At 60.4% G+C, this 14254-nt stretch carries 16 protein-coding genes; 6 read left to right on the top strand and 10 right to left on the bottom strand.

Translation table 11 applies throughout. The features are described from left to right. Positions 1 to 109 precede the first annotated feature (109 nt). Entirely contained in the window at positions 110 to 844 is a 735-nt protein-coding gene (locus tag FFS12_RS03605; RefSeq protein WP_137885558.1) for a phosphoadenylyl-sulfate reductase, read from the top strand. 82 nt (positions 845 to 926) lie between these two features. Here the strand turns inward: FFS12_RS03605 and cysB are convergent, their stop codons facing one another. The 5 genes from cysB to FFS12_RS03580 all read right to left on the bottom strand — a co-directional run bounded on the left by cysB (position 927) and on the right by FFS12_RS03580 (position 4914). Further along, complete coding sequence (gene cysB, locus FFS12_RS03600) at positions 927 to 1901, bottom strand: HTH-type transcriptional regulator CysB (RefSeq protein WP_137885557.1); 975 nt, start codon at positions 1899 to 1901, stop codon at positions 927 to 929. Between the two features lie 124 nt (positions 1902 to 2025). After that, a complete protein-coding gene (locus tag FFS12_RS03595) occupies positions 2026 to 2526 on the bottom strand; it encodes a universal stress protein (RefSeq protein WP_137817179.1) in 501 nt (166 codons plus the stop codon). 132 nt (positions 2527 to 2658) lie between these two features. After that, the gene (locus FFS12_RS03590) at positions 2659 to 3564 is read right to left on the bottom strand and encodes a 5'-nucleotidase (protein WP_137885556.1); all 906 of its coding nucleotides are present in this window, start codon (positions 3562 to 3564) and stop codon (positions 2659 to 2661) included. A 7-nt stretch (positions 3565 to 3571) separates the two neighbouring features. Further along, positions 3572 to 4528: a putative 2-dehydropantoate 2-reductase gene (locus tag FFS12_RS03585; protein ID WP_137885555.1), complete on the bottom strand. Its 957-nt coding sequence runs from the start codon at positions 4526 to 4528 to the stop codon at positions 3572 to 3574. Beyond that, positions 4528 to 4914, bottom strand: a complete 387-nt coding sequence (locus FFS12_RS03580; RefSeq protein WP_137885554.1) for a thioredoxin family protein — start codon at positions 4912 to 4914, stop codon at positions 4528 to 4530. Before FFS12_RS03580 ends, FFS12_RS03585 begins: the two co-directional genes overlap by 1 nt. Between FFS12_RS03580 and FFS12_RS03575 the strand changes: the two genes are divergently transcribed. Together FFS12_RS03575 and FFS12_RS03570 are read left to right on the top strand one after the other, a co-directional pair. Further along, positions 4913 to 5332 carry a PilZ domain-containing protein gene (locus FFS12_RS03575; protein ID WP_137885553.1) on the top strand — a complete coding sequence of 140 codons (420 nt, stop codon included), beginning with the start codon at positions 4913 to 4915 and terminating at the stop codon, positions 5330 to 5332. The two genes, FFS12_RS03580 and FFS12_RS03575, sit on opposite strands and share 2 nt — an antisense overlap. Before the next feature lie 170 nt (positions 5333 to 5502). After that, entirely contained in the window at positions 5503 to 6579 is a 1077-nt protein-coding gene (locus FFS12_RS03570; protein ID WP_137817184.1) for a 3-deoxy-7-phosphoheptulonate synthase, read from the top strand. Between the two features lie 64 nt (positions 6580 to 6643). On the opposite strand, the gene FFS12_RS03565 is transcribed toward FFS12_RS03570, so the two are convergent. Then, complete coding sequence (locus tag FFS12_RS03565) at positions 6644 to 6925, bottom strand: GNAT family N-acetyltransferase (protein ID WP_137885552.1); 282 nt, start codon at positions 6923 to 6925, stop codon at positions 6644 to 6646. A 19-nt stretch (positions 6926 to 6944) separates the two neighbouring features. Beyond that, a complete protein-coding gene (locus FFS12_RS03560) occupies positions 6945 to 8210 on the bottom strand; it encodes a hypothetical protein (RefSeq protein ID WP_137885551.1) in 1266 nt (421 codons plus the stop codon). A gap of 449 nt (positions 8211 to 8659) precedes the next feature. Between FFS12_RS03560 and oprI the strand changes: the two genes are divergently transcribed. Then, positions 8660 to 8911 (top strand): outer membrane lipoprotei OprI, encoded by a 252-nt coding sequence (oprI, locus tag FFS12_RS03555; RefSeq protein ID WP_003448337.1) that lies wholly within the window; start codon positions 8660 to 8662, stop codon positions 8909 to 8911. A 139-nt stretch (positions 8912 to 9050) separates the two neighbouring features. Here the strand turns inward: oprI and FFS12_RS03550 are convergent, their stop codons facing one another. The 3 genes from FFS12_RS03550 to FFS12_RS03540 form a co-directional block, all read right to left on the bottom strand. After that, positions 9051 to 10010: a L,D-transpeptidase family protein gene (locus FFS12_RS03550; RefSeq protein ID WP_137885550.1), complete on the bottom strand. Its 960-nt coding sequence runs from the start codon at positions 10008 to 10010 to the stop codon at positions 9051 to 9053. Positions 10011 to 10085: 75 nt separating this feature from the next. Beyond that, positions 10086 to 10367 (bottom strand): hypothetical protein, encoded by a 282-nt coding sequence (locus FFS12_RS03545; RefSeq protein ID WP_137885549.1) that lies wholly within the window; start codon positions 10365 to 10367, stop codon positions 10086 to 10088. A 56-nt stretch (positions 10368 to 10423) separates the two neighbouring features. Continuing rightward, on the bottom strand, positions 10424 to 11029 hold the full coding sequence (locus tag FFS12_RS03540; protein WP_137885548.1) for an arylesterase: 606 nt from the start codon (positions 11027 to 11029) through the stop codon (positions 10424 to 10426). Between the two features lie 10 nt (positions 11030 to 11039). Between FFS12_RS03540 and FFS12_RS03535 the strand changes: the two genes are divergently transcribed. Both FFS12_RS03535 and FFS12_RS03530 read left to right on the top strand, forming a co-directional pair. Then, positions 11040 to 11723 (top strand): ABC transporter ATP-binding protein, encoded by a 684-nt coding sequence (locus FFS12_RS03535; RefSeq protein WP_137885547.1) that lies wholly within the window; start codon positions 11040 to 11042, stop codon positions 11721 to 11723. Then, positions 11723 to 14227 (top strand): ABC transporter permease, encoded by a 2505-nt coding sequence (locus FFS12_RS03530; RefSeq protein ID WP_137885546.1) that lies wholly within the window; start codon positions 11723 to 11725, stop codon positions 14225 to 14227. The genes FFS12_RS03535 and FFS12_RS03530 overlap by 1 nt, the downstream gene beginning before the upstream one ends. Positions 14228 to 14254: the final 27 nt, after the last annotated feature.

The raw sequence follows: 14254 nt of genomic DNA, 5'->3' as shown, positions 1-14254 counted from the left end.
CCATATATAAGGCGATGCAGGCACTTGGTTATTTAGGCGCGTGACGGCTTTTTGTTACCATCGGCAGCACAGAGCGTTCAGCGCCACTAAAACTTAGGAAGCCTGCCTGATGAGCCCCCCCTTCGACGTCGCCGAACTGGCCGCGACTTACGCCAGCAAATCCCCCCAGGAGATTCTCAAACTCGCCTTCGAGCACTTCGGCGATGAGCTGTGGATTTCCTTCAGCGGCGCCGAGGATGTAGTGCTGGTGGATATGGCCTGGAAACTGAACAAAAACGTCAAAGTCTTCAGCCTGGACACCGGTCGCCTGCACCCGGAGACCTATAGGTTTATCGAGCAGGTGCGCGAGCATTACGGCATTGCCATCGAGCTGATCTCGCCCGACCCGCGTCTGCTGGAGCCCATGGTCAAGGAAAAGGGCCTGTTCAGCTTCTACAAGGACGGTCACGGCGAATGCTGCGGCATCCGCAAGATCGAACCGCTGAAGCGTAAACTCGCCACCGTCAAAGCCTGGGCCACCGGCCAGCGCCGCGACCAGAGCCCCGGCACCCGCAGCCAGGTGGCGGTGCTGGAAGTGGACGGCGCCTTCTCCACGCCGGGCAAACCGCTGTACAAGTTCAACCCACTGGCGAATATGACCAGTGAGGAAATCTGGGGCTATATCCGTATGCTCGAGCTGCCCTACAACAGCCTGCACGAACGCGGCTTCATCAGCATCGGTTGCGAGCCCTGCACCCGTCCGGTACTGCCCAACCAGCACGAACGCGAAGGCCGCTGGTGGTGGGAAGAAGCGACGCAGAAGGAGTGCGGGCTACACGCCGGCAATCTGATCGCGAAACAGTAAGCGCTTGCTGGGCTCGCCAGCTTGAGCCCGCGACCAACAAGAAGCCCGGCACTTGGCCGGGCTTCTTGTTGCTGGAACACCCTCAGTAGGTCGGTAATTGCACGTCGTGGAACAACTCTTCCAACTCGGACTTGTTGTGACACTGCACGGCCTTAGCCATCACATCGCGAGTCAGGTGTGGGGCGAACTTCTCGATAAAGTCGCACATGAAGCCACGCAGGAAGGTGCCGCGACGGAAACCGATCTTGGTCACGCTGGACTCGAACAACTCGCTGGCATCCAGCACCACCAGGTCCGGATCGAGCTTCGCGTCCACGGCCATCTTGGCCACGATGCCCACCCCCAAGCCCAACCGTACATAGGTTTTGATCACGTCGGCATCGGCCGCAGTAAACACCACCTTCGGGGTCAAACCACGGTGGCTGAAGGCTTCGTCAAGTTTGGAGCGCCCGGTAAAGCCGAAGACGTAGGTCACGATCGGATATTCGGCCAAGGCCTCCAGCGTCAGCTTCGGCAGCTTGCTCAGCGGATGCCCTTGGGGCACCACGACGCAGCGGTTCCAGCGATAGCAAGGCATCATCACCAGGTCGTTGAACAACTCCAGCCCCTCGGTGGCAATCGCGAAATCGACGGTGCCGTCCGCCGCCATTTCGGCGATCTGCATCGGCGTGCCCTGGTGCATGTGCAGGGCGACATCCGGATACTGCTTGATAAAGCCGCTGATCACCGACGGCAAGGCATAGCGCGCCTGGGTGTGCGTGGTGGCGATGGACAGCGTGCCCTTCTTCTCATTGGAGAACTCTTGAGCGATCTGCTTGATGCTCTCGACCTTGCGCAGAATTTCCCCAGCAGTGGTGATGATCCGCTCGCCAGCCGGTGTCACCCGAGTCAAATGCTTGCCACTGCGGGCAAACACCTCAACACCCAACTCATCTTCCAGCAGGCGGATTTGCTTGCTGATCCCCGGCTGCGAGGTGTAAAGGCTTTGTGCCGTGGCGGAAACATTGAGGTCGTGGTGCGCCACTTCCCAGATGTAGCGCAATTGCTGGAGCTTCATAAATATCCCTCAAAGCAAATAGACGGCGCTGCGGACGCCAGCGGCGTTATATAACCATATTAATGGTTAGAAGAATAAAGCTAGACGCTTTTTTCAGCCTTGCATGCCATTCGTCTAACAGACGTCAAAGCTCCCCGCGGCCGCGATGCTGCAACATGGGCACCAAATAAACCGGCACCTCGGATAACTGCACCAAGCGCGCGGCCGTCCGCCCCAGTGGAATGTCCTGCGCCGTGCCATGGCTATGGCTGCCTACGACCAGTAAATCCACCGCAAATCTCTGCGCCTCATCGAGAATCACCAGCGGCGGATCACCCTGCACCACGCGCACCGCGCGGATCAGCGCCATGTCCTGCTGAGCCTCGCCCAGCTCATCACGAAAGCCCTCGAACACCCGCTGTTCAATGCTGGCCATGACGGTGCTGAGGCCATTGCTGCGCATGTCCTTGAGGAGGTCTTCGTCCAGGTAGGTCTGTAGCACCGACTCGGCGAACAAGCCCATGGGCTCCACCGCATGCACCACATAGAGTTCGGCATTAAAAGCGCGCGTTAATGCCAGGGCGTGCTGCAAGACGTAGGGGGCGTACAGGCCAAGATCGGTAGCGTAAAGAATTGAATGAACCATGCGGCCTCCTCAACTGCCAGCGTACGGGCCTTGTTTGAGCTTAGCAGCGCTAACCGCAAACCGAGGAAGCGGGAGCCATCCGAGACGAATGGCCGAGCGTGGTTCTACCACTGGACTTGTATATCTACGGGCTTATAACTGCGGCTCGTTGCTGATGCCATGCGGCACATGCCCGGTGGCGACCACCTCACGAGCTTTTTCGCAGTGGCCGGCTTGATCGTCGAAGAACACATCGGCGCCGAAGGTTTCCAGGATCGCCGCCTTTTCCAAGCCGCCGAGAAAATAGGACTCGTCGAGGCGGATATTCCACTCGCGCAAGGTGCGAATGACCCGCTCATGCGCCGGCGCCGAACGCGCCGTCACCAGCGCGGTGCGGATCGGGCAAGCCTCCTCCGGAAACTCTTGTTGCAGGCGATGCAGCGCCGCCAGAAACGGCTTGAACGGCCCGCCCCCCAGCAACTCCCGCGCCGACTCGCGCTCATGGGTCTGGAACGCGGCCAGACCAGCTTGCTGATAAACCCGCTCGGACTCATCGGAAAACAGCACGGCATCACCGTCAAAAGCTATCCGCAATTCGGTACTGGCCGCCCGCCGCGCGCCACCGGAGAGAATCGTGGCCGCACCGAAGCCGGCCTTCAGGGCGCTGCGCACGTCCTCTGCGTGGGTAGAGAGAAACAAGTGGCAACCGAACGCAGCCAGGTAAGGATCAGGGCTACGTCCGCCGACGAAGGCCGCGCGGGAGATGCCGAGGCCATGGTGCTGGATCGAGTTGAACGCACGCAGGCCGGTGTCCGCACTGTTGCGCGAGACCAGAATCACCTCCACCCGCTGCTGGCCCAGCGTGTTGTTCAGGCCGAGCAGTTTCTCCACCAACGGGAAGGCATCGCCAGGCGCGAGGATCTCCTCTTCATGCTCGATCTGATACTGACGATAAGCCTCGACACCCTCGGTTTCGTAAACCCGATGACTCTCGCGCAGGTCAAACAACGCCCGCGAGGAAATCGCCAATACCAGCTTGTCGCCCAGTCCCTTGTTCATATCGACCTCAACTCAAATTGCGCGCGTCAAGAAAAGCTAACGCCTGATACAACGCCTGGATCCGCGGCAACTCGCATCCGGCCTGCCCCGCAGCCGCCAGAGGCGCGGCATAGATGGCCTGCAACTCTAACGGCCGGTGTTGCACGTAGTCGTGGTACATGCTCGGCAAATAATCCGGCATGCGCTCAGTTGCGGCGAGCAACTTGCCGGCAAAACCTTCTGGCAATTGATGGCCGCAGGCCGCTGCGCCCTGCACCACTTCCTGCATGATCGCCAGGATCAGCGCGCGGCTATCGGCATTGGCCATCAACGCCGTGGTGCCCGCATTCAGCAATACCGACAACCCGTTGTACGGCACATTCCAGACCAGTTTCTGCCAACGCGCCTGCTCTAGATTAGGCATGGCGCTGGAGTCCAGCCCAGCGGCTCTGAACAGCTCCGCGCCCTCTTGCACGATATGCTGTTGGACAGCCAGATCGAGCGCAGGCCCCGAGTGATAACCCAGATTCACCCCGCCCAGAGACTGGTGTTCAATCACACCTGGCGCCGCCCGATGGACGCAAATAAAGCAGAGACCGCCGAGCAAATGCAGCGACTCTGGCAACAACGGGCGCAAGGCCTCCTCTACTGCCAAGCCATTCTGTAGCAATACGACCTTGGCACCTGGCGCGGCAACCTGCTCGATAAGCGGCGCCAGCGCCGCATTACTGGTGCTCTTGGCCCCTACCAAAAGCCAATCGCAAGGCGGCATCTCGACGGCCGAACGGTAGGCCTGCACCGGCTTCAGGCTGAGCGCCCCATGCACCGTGCTATTCAACTGCAACCCTTGCTCGGCGACCGCCGCGAACTCGCTGCGCAACAAGAAATGCACATCAAAACCCGCGCGCGCCAACATCAAGCCATAAAACCCACCGATGGCACCGGTGCCGATAATGCCAATACGCGGGCGTTTGAATTCAGACATCAAGGAAGCTCCTCTGCCGAGCGAGTCAAAGCCTCACCCAGGACATTAACTAAATCGACGGTGCTCAAACGCGACTGCACTGCGCCGAAAAACTGACCATCACGCACAATAAACAATGCCGGCAGATGAAATACCCCATAGCGTTCGACCAGACCGCCATTCTCGCCGGCATCGATCCAGCAGAGCCGATCTATCGGCAGGGCCAATTTCGGCAGTTCGCGGCGAGCCCAACGACAACTGGCACAACCTATGCCAGTAAAGATCAGCAGAGAGGTTCCAGACAGATCGAGCAAACGATGGTCCGCATCGAAATCCGTCAGTTCCAGTTCGGCCACTATACTGTTCAAAGCGATGTCCATCTGTCGGCAGTGGGAGTTAGTTGTCATGCGACAGTTTCTGCGTCACCCCAGCGATATGCCCGTGGAGTTGGTTCTGCGCAAACACGCATTCCTACCGCGGCAGCGGCTGCACAATATCAGTCTGGGCGGGGTCGCATGCAACTCCAGCCGAGGCTTTCGCCGCGGTACCGCAGTGGAACTGCGCATTCCGCTGCTCGGCGAGCAAGCGCACTACCCTGGCGTTGTCGCCTGGTGCCGCAAGCAGGCTGATGACTATCTGGTCGGCATTGCCTTTATCGACGAAGACACAGTGTTTCGCGCCCGCATGATCGAGCAAGTTTGCCAAATCGAGCATTACCGCCACCAGCGCGAACAGGAGCTGGGCGAGCAGCTACCGCTCGAAGCTTTTGCCCGCGAGTGGATCGCGCAACATGCCGCAGCATTCTCCAGCGTCAGCCCGAACTAGAAATTTCGCCACTTGCCGCCCGATTAAAGCACCCTCGCCCCATTGTCGAGGCGACCTCTAACGCGCTAAGGTTCCGTTCCCCGTTGCGCTCATTGCTGCGCTCCGCCGCGCGGGGATGGCTGGCGGCCGGCACCCGTGACCTGACGAACTGTGACCTGACGAGTAGCACGATGGCTGATTTACCGATCGATGACCTTAACGTTGCCTCCAACGAAACCCTGATCACACCGGATCAGCTCAAGCACGAAATCCCTCTCACCGACGCTGCCCTGCACACCGTTGTCCATGGCCGCGAGGTGATCCGCAACATCCTCGATGGCACAGACCATCGTCTGTTCGTGGTGGTGGGCCCCTGCTCGATCCACGATATCAAGGCCGCTCACGAGTATGCCGAGCGCCTGAAAGTTCTGGCAGCCGAAGTGTCGGACAGCCTGTATTTGGTGATGCGCGTGTATTTCGAAAAGCCGCGAACCACCGTCGGCTGGAAAGGCCTGATCAACGATCCGTACCTAGATGACTCGTTCAAGATTCAGGATGGCCTGCACATTGGCCGTCAATTGCTGCGCGACCTGGCCGAAATGGGCTTACCGACGGCCACCGAAGCGCTCGATCCGATCTCTCCACAGTATCTGCAAGATCTGATCAGCTGGTCGGCGATTGGCGCCCGCACCACCGAATCGCAGACTCACCGCGAGATGGCCTCAGGTCTGTCCTCGGCAGTGGGCTTCAAAAACGGCACCGACGGCGGCCTGACGGTTGCGATCAATGCCCTGCAATCGGTATCCAGCCCGCATCGTTTCCTCGGTATCAACCAGGAAGGCGGCGTATCCATCGTCACCACCAAGGGTAACGCCTACGGTCACGTGGTACTGCGCGGTGGTAACGGCAAGCCGAACTACGACTCGGTCAGTGTCGCCATTTGCGAGCAAGAGCTGAGCAAAGCCGGCATCCGCCCGAACATCATGGTCGACTGCAGCCACGCCAACTCCAACAAGGATCCGGCCCTGCAGCCACTGGTGATGGAGAACGTCGCCAATCAGATCCTCGAAGGCAACCAGTCGATCGTCGGTCTGATGGTGGAAAGTCATCTCGGCTGGGGTAGCCAGTCGATTCCGAAGGATCTCAGCGAACTCAAGTATGGCGTCTCCATCACCGACGCCTGCATCGACTGGGACAGCACCGAGAAAGCCTTGCGCAGCATGCACGCCAAACTCAAGGACGTACTGCCCAAGCGCCAGCGCGGCTGATAACCGCACACACAAAAACGCCGGGCAATGCCCGGCGTTTTTGTGTGTCTAAACCCAACACCATTCAGCCCTTCGCCGCGTGCCGCTGACGACGCTCCATATAGCGCTCCACGTAGGAGCAGGATGGAATCACCGTATAGCCCATGTTCTCGGCGTACTCCAAAGCCCGCTCAGTCAAGGCGGCAGCGATACCACGACCCCGCAACGAATTCGGCACGAAAGTACGATAGATATCCAGCGTCTGCTTACCCAGATCCATATAGACTAGGTAGGCACGATCACCATCCACAGTGGTCTCGAATCGATGACCAGCCTGGTCATGGTTGATAGACAACGCCTCGCTCATCACTATTCCTCAGCGGGTCTTAAAACATGACCCTTACCTTATCGATCTTTTCCAGGCGAAGAAACATCTCCGCCGATCCTGCGCCAAATTGGACACTGAGATACGCCTTGCCGTTCTCCACCTTGTGCAGCACCCCCTGATAGTAGGCACCATCATGGGTGATGAACTGCAAGCGCTTACCGGAATAATCCGCCAAGCTGGCTACATTGACGAACTCATATTGCGGCGTAGCACCAGATGACTCAACTTTTTCTGCAACCACAACCTCAGCGACCAGCGGCTCCTTATGCGCCGTCGGATCGACCCAGGCAAACCCCAGCGGCGTAACCAACTGCCGATTGATCAGCAAGGTCGGACGCAGCATAGCCAACACATCCTTGGCCTCGAAGAACTGCAGCCCGTCCCAGGTCATGCCTTCACTCGGATTAAGCTCCAAGCGCAGTGACTGCGGGTCTTTTAGATAGCGCTCATAGGCCTCGAGCACCGGCGAATCAAGGGCGACACGCTGGCTGCGCAGTACCCGGTCAAACTGCTCCACCGCCGTTTTCAGGTAGACCTCAGTGGACTGCCCAAGCTTGCCCGCACAGTACTCCTGCACCTTGCGCTGGTATTGGTTGTCGTTTAATTCGACCGTTACCAGCGCCACCTTCGGCGGGTTAACCCGCAGATCGCCGGGCTTTTCAGACATATTAGCCAGCGACAACCCCAGACGCAGCTCACCCATCTCACGGGTATCGGAGGTCAGATTGAAGGTCAGCTTTTGCGCACCAGGCTGGAACAGATAAGAGAACTGCGCATCGGTTTCAAAGGTGCGATAGCCCATATCCAGCAGCTCGGTCGTGCCAATATTACGCACCTTGCCGCACGCCACTTCACTCATCGCCGTGAACACACTGCGCTCAGCGGGAATGTCATACAGCTGTTGCATAAACGGGCCGTGAACATCCAGCGCCAAGCCTTTGAGACTGACGGCCAGCTGTTCAGGGAACTTGCCTTCGGCCAGGCGCTCCTTGAAACGCAGCAGCTCACCCAGACCGTTAAACTTCAGCTCAGCGTGCGCCACTCGTACGCTATCGCGCAGAGCCGGCACTCGCACATCGACTTTCTCCAGGCCGACCCGGCCATCGAAAGAAGACGTGATACCGCCGTAGCTGATGTCCATATAAGGCGACAACTGCCCAATAGCATCGTCCATGATCGCGCGCACCGACAACCAGAGCGACAGTTTGATCAGCACGGCAATGAGCAGCGCAGAGAGCAAGCCCCATTTAAGAATTTTCGACATGTGGACGTCCTTGATGTCTAGCGGCATGCTCACTGCTGTAAGCCTAAGCCCGCGAGCTTAGCAGGCCGGCATATTGCCAGTCACTGCTCAACTCCAAGCAAACTCGCACAGATGGCTTTAATCTCGTGAATGAGGTCAGCACTGGATGAGCGCCCGATAAAGTTATGCATAGTTGCGCTTGCGCTCGCAGCAGCCAAGCACACCCTCAAAACGGATCACCGGCTTACTGCGGCAAGATAATGATGCTTGGGCGAGCCGCGAGCAAAGTTGGATATTTTTTATACAAAGACATTGCGGGTTGCTTACCAAACACCCAATTAACCGAAAAAAGTGTCGCGCTGGCGCTCTGTCAGTTTACTTACTACACGTAATGGGTAGTATGTAGGCCGGCTAATTCCTCGAGCTCGGGGAATTGCTTTTATGGAAAAGTCCACCTTAAGGGGAACACGATGAACAACGTTTTGAAATTCTCTGCTCTGGCATTGGCCGCAGTTCTGGCCACCGGTTGCAGCAGCGTATCCAAAGAAACTGAAGCCCGTCTGACTGCGACTGAAGACGCAGCTGCTCGTGCTCAAGCTCGTGCTGATGAAGCCTACCGTAAGGCTGACGAAGCTCTGGCAGCTGCTCAGAAGGCTCAGCAAACTGCTGACGAAGCCAACGAGCGCGCTCTGCGTATGCTGGAAAAAGCCAGCCGCAAGTAATAGTCTCTCGAGGCTATATAAGCCGACCCGGTTTCTGGGTCGGCTTTTTTTTGCCTGCACTTGGTCAAAAGCCAAGTAAGGCGCAATAAAGAGCCCGCTGCGCGTCACCACGCAGCGGGCTTTTTGCACAGCCTACAGATCAGATCTGGTCGGAAACGTTACTCGCCACTGCCGGGCTAGGCTCGGCGATTTCTACTGGCAGGCCATCTTCGGCAGCCACCACCTCGCGCACCACTTCCCAATCCAGACGCAGGCTGCCGAGCTGATCCTCGCGCTTGAGCAGCGCATTGATCACCGCGGTATGCTTGTCGACCACCGACGGCACACCCTGATCATCCAGCGGCGTGTGAGCCTCGAGATAGACCTTGCCAGCGCTGACGCCAAATTTATAAGGATCGTTAAGGATGCGCACCTTGGTCCCCACCGGAGCCATGCTGGAAAGCTCCAACACATTCTGGTTGAGCATACGGAAGCAGCCGTGACTGACGCGCATGCCGATGCCAAACTTCTTGTTCGAACCATGGATCAAGTAACCCGGTACACCGAGGGTGAACTTGAACGGACCCAGCGGATTGTCGGGACCCGGCGGCACGATTGTCGGCAATGGGTCACCATCTGCCGCATGCTCTTCACGAATCGATTTTGGCGGATACCACGCCGGGTTTGGTGTTTTGGCCGTGATAGTGGTGGCCGCGATGGGCGAGCCCCAGCCTTCACGACCGATCCCCAAGGGGTAGGTGTGTACGACGTTCTGCCCTTGCGGGAAGTAGTACAAACGGTATTCCGCCAGATTGATCACTATGCCTTCGCGCGGGCCAGGCGGCAGCACGAAACGCGTCGGCAAGATGATCTCGGTGCCCTCACCCGGCAGCCAAGGATCAACGCCTGGGTTGGCTGCGACCATTTCCAAGTAGCCCAGATCGTTAGCCACACCGATATCGGCAAAAGTATCTTCATACTTGGCTTTAATCACCTGCACTTGGCCGACGATATCTTCGCCCGGCGGCGGCAAAGGCAGCTCCAGAGCTGCGACTGGGCCGACCGAGAACAGCGCGGCGAGAGACAGGGAACGGGCGACGGCAGGAGCGCGCGACAACATCCGGAAATCCTTGGCGTAATTTAGCTAATTAGAGAAAACGCAATTGTACACTGGCACTTGAGTTGCCGGGAGGGTTCAGACACCCGACCAGACCGGCCGCTCGCCGCCACGCTGCGCTTGCAGGGTGGCATAGCAGGCCGAACAGAGGCGTTTATCGCGCAGCAGCGGCTTTACCACGTCCAACCAGCGCGGCTGCGCCGGCAGCAAACCGCCACACAGCGTGCGATCGGCAAAACCGCTCAACTCAAGCTGGCGGGCAACCAAATGCAAGCGCACTTCACGGCAGGCGAACAGATCAAGCTGCTCGTCTGGCTCGATCAGTTGATAGGCATGCAGAGACCAGGCGGGACGCGGCATTGAGGGCTCCTGAGCGGGCCCGCCACCTTAGCCGAAAGGCGGCGTGCGGAAAAGCCTCAGAGTAAGGGTTTCAGGGCTGGCCAAAGGTTATCCAGCAACCGCGGCTGTGCACTCGCCGCAGGATGAATGCCATCCCCCTGCATCAGCTCCGGTACGCCACCCACCCCCTCAAGGAAAAACGGCACGAGCGGCACCTGTTTCTCCTCAGCCAGCGTGGTGAATACCTGGGCAAAAGCCTTGTTGTAACGTTCGCCATAATTCGCTGGCAGTCGCATGCCCAGTAATAGCACCCGAGCACCCTGGGCTCGGGAGTCGTCGATCATCGCCGCAAGATTCTGTTGCAATTGCGCTGGGGGCTGGCCGCGCAGTCCATCATTGCCGCCCAACTCGATAATGACCACGCTCGGGCGATGCTCTGAAAGCAGCGCCGGTAGGCGCGCCAAGCCACCCGCACTGGTGTCGCCACTGATCGAAGCATTCACCACATTCTGCTCGAAACCATCCTCTACCAAGCGCTTTTGCATCAAGGCTACCCAGCCTTGGCTGGTTTCCAGGCCCAAAGCGGCGCTGATACTATCGCCAACGACCAGCACGGTGTCCGCCGCAGCCCCTTGAGCCCACAGCAACAGCATCAGGGCACTACTTACCCACCACGTACGCATCGGATTCTCCATGAGCGCAAGCATTCTCTCTGCGCGGAACCTTAGCAAAGTGGTTCCCAGCGCGGAAGGCGAGTTGACCATCCTGCACGACCTGTCACTTGATCTCATGCGCGGCGATAGCCTGGCGATTGTCGGCACTTCCGGCTCGGGCAAATCCACCCTGCTCGGCCTTCTCGCCGGCCTGGATCTGCCTAGCGCCGGCGAGGTCACCCTGGCGGGCCACAGCCTGGGCACACTGAATGAAGACCAGCGGGCTCGGGTGCGCGCGGAACATGTGGGTTTCGTCTTCCAGTCCTTTCAGCTGTTGGACAGCCTCAACGCACTGGAAAACGTCATGCTACCGCTGGAGCTGGAGGGTCGCCGGGATGCTCGCGAGCGGGCGCGCAGCCTGCTCGAGCGGGTTGGTCTCGGCCAGCGCCTGAGCCACTCACCGCGCCAGCTCTCCGGTGGCGAACAACAACGGGTCGCCATCGCCCGCGCCTTCGCCGCCGAACCGGATGTACTGTTTGCCGATGAACCCACCGGCAACCTCGACAGCCACACCGGCGAGCGCATCAGCGACCTGTTGTTCGAGTTGAACCAGGAACGCGGTGCCACCTTGGTTCTGGTCACCCATGACGAGCGCCTGGCCCATCGCTGTCAGCGCCTGATCCGCCTCGAGGGCGGTCATCTCGTCGACCGCGTGGAGCCCTGATGGCGCGTTTGCCCTTTGCCCGCCTGCTCGCCCTGGCACTGCGCCAGTTGCTGCGCGATGCCCGCGCCGGCGAGTTGCGCGTGCTGTTCTTTGCCTTGCTCGTCGCCGTCGCCGCCAGCACCGCCATTGGCTATTTCAGTGCCCGCCTGAACGGCGCCATGCTGTTGCGCGCCACCGAGTTCCTCGGCGCGGACTTGCTGCTCAGCGGTAGCTCGCCGGCTAGCGCCGAACAAATTGCCGCGGGCCAACGGCTGAGTTTGCAACACGCGCAAGTGGTGGAGTTTTCCAGCGTCATCGCGACCGATGCAAACATCCAATTGGCCAGCGTCAAGGCCGCCGACAGCGCCTACCCGCTGCGCGGCGAGCTGAAAAGCGCCGCCGCACCTTACCAGGCAGAAACCGTCGGCGGTGGCCCACAGCCTGGCGAAGCCTGGGCCGAGCCACGCCTGCTGGCCGCCTTGAACCTTAAAATCGGCGATAGCATCGAGATTGGTGCCAAGACGTTGCGGCTCAGTCGTGTGCTCACCTATGAACCCGATCGCGCGGGCGACTTTTATAGCCTGACGCCCCGGCTACTGATGAACCTCGACGACCTCGCCGCCACCGGCATCGTGCAGCCCGGCAGCCGTGTGCGTTACCGCGAGTTATGGCGCGGTACAGCCGACGCGCTCACCGGCTACCGCAAGGCGATCAAGCCCACACTCGCCGCACACCAGCAACTGGAGGATGCGCGCGATGGCAACCGGCAGATCGGCGGGGCCCTCGGTCGTGCCGAGCGTTACCTGAACCTTGCCAGCTTGGCGGCGGTGCTGCTCGCCGGTGTCGCGGTGGCGCTCTGCGCGGCACGCTTCGCCGCCCGGCGCTTTGACGCCAGCGCCCTGCTGCGCTGCCTGGGCCTGTCGCGCAGCGAAGCCTTGAGTCTCTACAGCCTGCAACTGGCCATGCTCGGTTTAGCCGCCAGCGGCCTCGGTGCCCTGCTCGGCTGGCTGGCGCAACAGGGGCTGTTTTACTTACTACACGGCCTGCTGCCCGCCGAGATACCGGCCGGCGGCCTGTTCCCGGCCTTGGCCGGGATCGCCACGGGCCTGGTTGCCCTGGCAGGGTTTGCCTTACCGCCGCTGGCCGCCCTTGGGCGCGTACCGCCGCTGCGGGTACTGCGGCGCGATCTGCTCCCGGTGCCGCCGAGCTCCTGGCTGGTCTACGGCGCCGCCCTGCTGGCACTCACCCTGATCATGTGGCGTCTGAGCCTGGATCTGAAACTGACCCTGGCCCTGCTTGGCGGCGGCCTGGTTGCCGCTCTACTGCTCGCATGCCTGCTCGTCTTCGCCCTGCAAGGCCTGCGGCGTTTACTGGCCCGCGCGTCGCTACCTCTGCGCCTGGGCCTCGGCCAGTTGCTGCGCCACCCACTGGCAGCCGCCGGGCAGGCCCTGGCATTCGGCCTGATCTTGCTGGCCATGGCGCTGATCGCGCTGCTGCGCAGCGAACTGCTGGATAGCTGGCAAGATCAACTGCCGAAAGAGGCACCCAATCATTTTGCCTTGAATGTGCTACCGGCCGAGAAGGACGCCTTCGCCGCACGCCTAGCCGTGCTCTCGCCACATCCCGCAGCGCTCTATCCGGTAGTGCCAGGACGCTTGGTGGCCATCAATGGTGAGCCCGTCAAGCAAGTGGTGAGTAAGGATTCGACCGGCGACCGCGCCATCCGCCGCGACCTCAGCCTCACCTGGGCTGCCGAGTTACCGCAAGGCAACCGCCTGAGCGCCGGAAGTTGGTGGAACAGCGCTCACGCCTCTGCGTTACCCGGCGTGTCAGTCGAGACCAAGCTCGCCGCAAGTCTGCAACTGAAACTCGGCGACCGCCTGAGCTTCAGCGTCGGCGGGCTCGCCCGTGATGCCCAAGTCACCAGCCTGCGCGACGTCGATTGGGACAGCTTCCAGCCCAATTTCTATATGGTCTTCGAGCCCGGCACCTTGCAGGATCTGCCGGTCACCTACCTGACCAGCTTCTATCTGCCGCCGCAGCAGGAGCGGCAATTGGTCGAGCTGGCCCGCGCCTTCCCCGCCGTCACGCTGCTGCAGGTCGAAGCACTGTTGGCGCAGCTGCGCAGCATCCTCGCCCAGGTCACTCTGGCGGTGGAGTATGTGCTGCTGTTCGTGCTGGCCGCCGGCCTTGCGGTGCTGTTCGCCGGCCTGCAAGCGACGCTGGATGAGCGGATTCGCCAAGGCGCGCTGTTGCGGGCCCTAGGTGCCGAGCGCGAGTTGCTGATCAAGGCGCGGCGTGCCGAGTTTGGCGTCCTCGGTGCCGCCAGTGGCGTGCTGGCGGCGCTGGGCTGCGAACTGGTGAGCTTTCTGCTCTATCGCTTTGCTTTTGACATGGCCTGGCAGCCGCATCCCTGGTTGTTGCTGCTGCCGCTACTTGGCGCCCTGCTGGTCGGCGGCGCCGGCGTACTGGGCACCCGTCGCTCGCTGAATGCCAGCCCACTCACAGTGCTGCGTGAGGGCTGAGCTTGTTAAACTCGATCTCCCTTATTA

Origin of the sequence: Pseudomonas sp. 2FE (genome assembly GCF_005503735.1) — a bacterium.
GTDB lineage: Bacteria > Pseudomonadota > Gammaproteobacteria > Pseudomonadales > Pseudomonadaceae > Aquipseudomonas.
The sequence above is the reverse complement of the archived record's forward strand: the minus strand, read 5'-3'. Positions and strand labels throughout refer to the sequence as shown.

What these genes read in the sequence shown, in the direction of transcription:
- oprI (WP_003448337.1), top strand. Translation starts at nt 8,660, where the DNA reads ATGAACAACGTTTTGAAATTCTCTGCTCTGGCATTGGCCGCAGTTCTG.
- FFS12_RS03595 (WP_137817179.1), bottom strand. Translation starts at nt 2,526, where the DNA reads ATGGTTCATTCAATTCTTTACGCTACCGATCTTGGCCTGTACGCCCCC.
- FFS12_RS03565 (WP_137885552.1), bottom strand. Translation starts at nt 6,925, where the DNA reads ATGAGCGAGGCGTTGTCTATCAACCATGACCAGGCTGGTCATCGATTC.
- FFS12_RS03585 (WP_137885555.1), bottom strand. Translation starts at nt 4,528, where the DNA reads ATGTCTGAATTCAAACGCCCGCGTATTGGCATTATCGGCACCGGTGCC.
- FFS12_RS03580 (WP_137885554.1), bottom strand. Translation starts at nt 4,914, where the DNA reads ATGACAACTAACTCCCACTGCCGACAGATGGACATCGCTTTGAACAGT.
- FFS12_RS03530 (WP_137885546.1), top strand. Translation starts at nt 11,723, where the DNA reads ATGGCGCGTTTGCCCTTTGCCCGCCTGCTCGCCCTGGCACTGCGCCAG.
- FFS12_RS03605 (WP_137885558.1), top strand. Translation starts at nt 110, where the DNA reads ATGAGCCCCCCCTTCGACGTCGCCGAACTGGCCGCGACTTACGCCAGC.
- FFS12_RS03570 (WP_137817184.1), top strand. Translation starts at nt 5,503, where the DNA reads ATGGCTGATTTACCGATCGATGACCTTAACGTTGCCTCCAACGAAACC.
- FFS12_RS03575 (WP_137885553.1), top strand. Translation starts at nt 4,913, where the DNA reads ATGCGACAGTTTCTGCGTCACCCCAGCGATATGCCCGTGGAGTTGGTT.
- FFS12_RS03550 (WP_137885550.1), bottom strand. Translation starts at nt 10,010, where the DNA reads ATGTTGTCGCGCGCTCCTGCCGTCGCCCGTTCCCTGTCTCTCGCCGCG.
- FFS12_RS03590 (WP_137885556.1), bottom strand. Translation starts at nt 3,564, where the DNA reads ATGAACAAGGGACTGGGCGACAAGCTGGTATTGGCGATTTCCTCGCGG.
- FFS12_RS03545 (WP_137885549.1), bottom strand. Translation starts at nt 10,367, where the DNA reads ATGCCGCGTCCCGCCTGGTCTCTGCATGCCTATCAACTGATCGAGCCA.
- cysB (WP_137885557.1), bottom strand. Translation starts at nt 1,901, where the DNA reads ATGAAGCTCCAGCAATTGCGCTACATCTGGGAAGTGGCGCACCACGAC.
- FFS12_RS03560 (WP_137885551.1), bottom strand. Translation starts at nt 8,210, where the DNA reads ATGTCGAAAATTCTTAAATGGGGCTTGCTCTCTGCGCTGCTCATTGCC.
- FFS12_RS03535 (WP_137885547.1), top strand. Translation starts at nt 11,040, where the DNA reads ATGAGCGCAAGCATTCTCTCTGCGCGGAACCTTAGCAAAGTGGTTCCC.
- FFS12_RS03540 (WP_137885548.1), bottom strand. Translation starts at nt 11,029, where the DNA reads ATGCGTACGTGGTGGGTAAGTAGTGCCCTGATGCTGTTGCTGTGGGCT.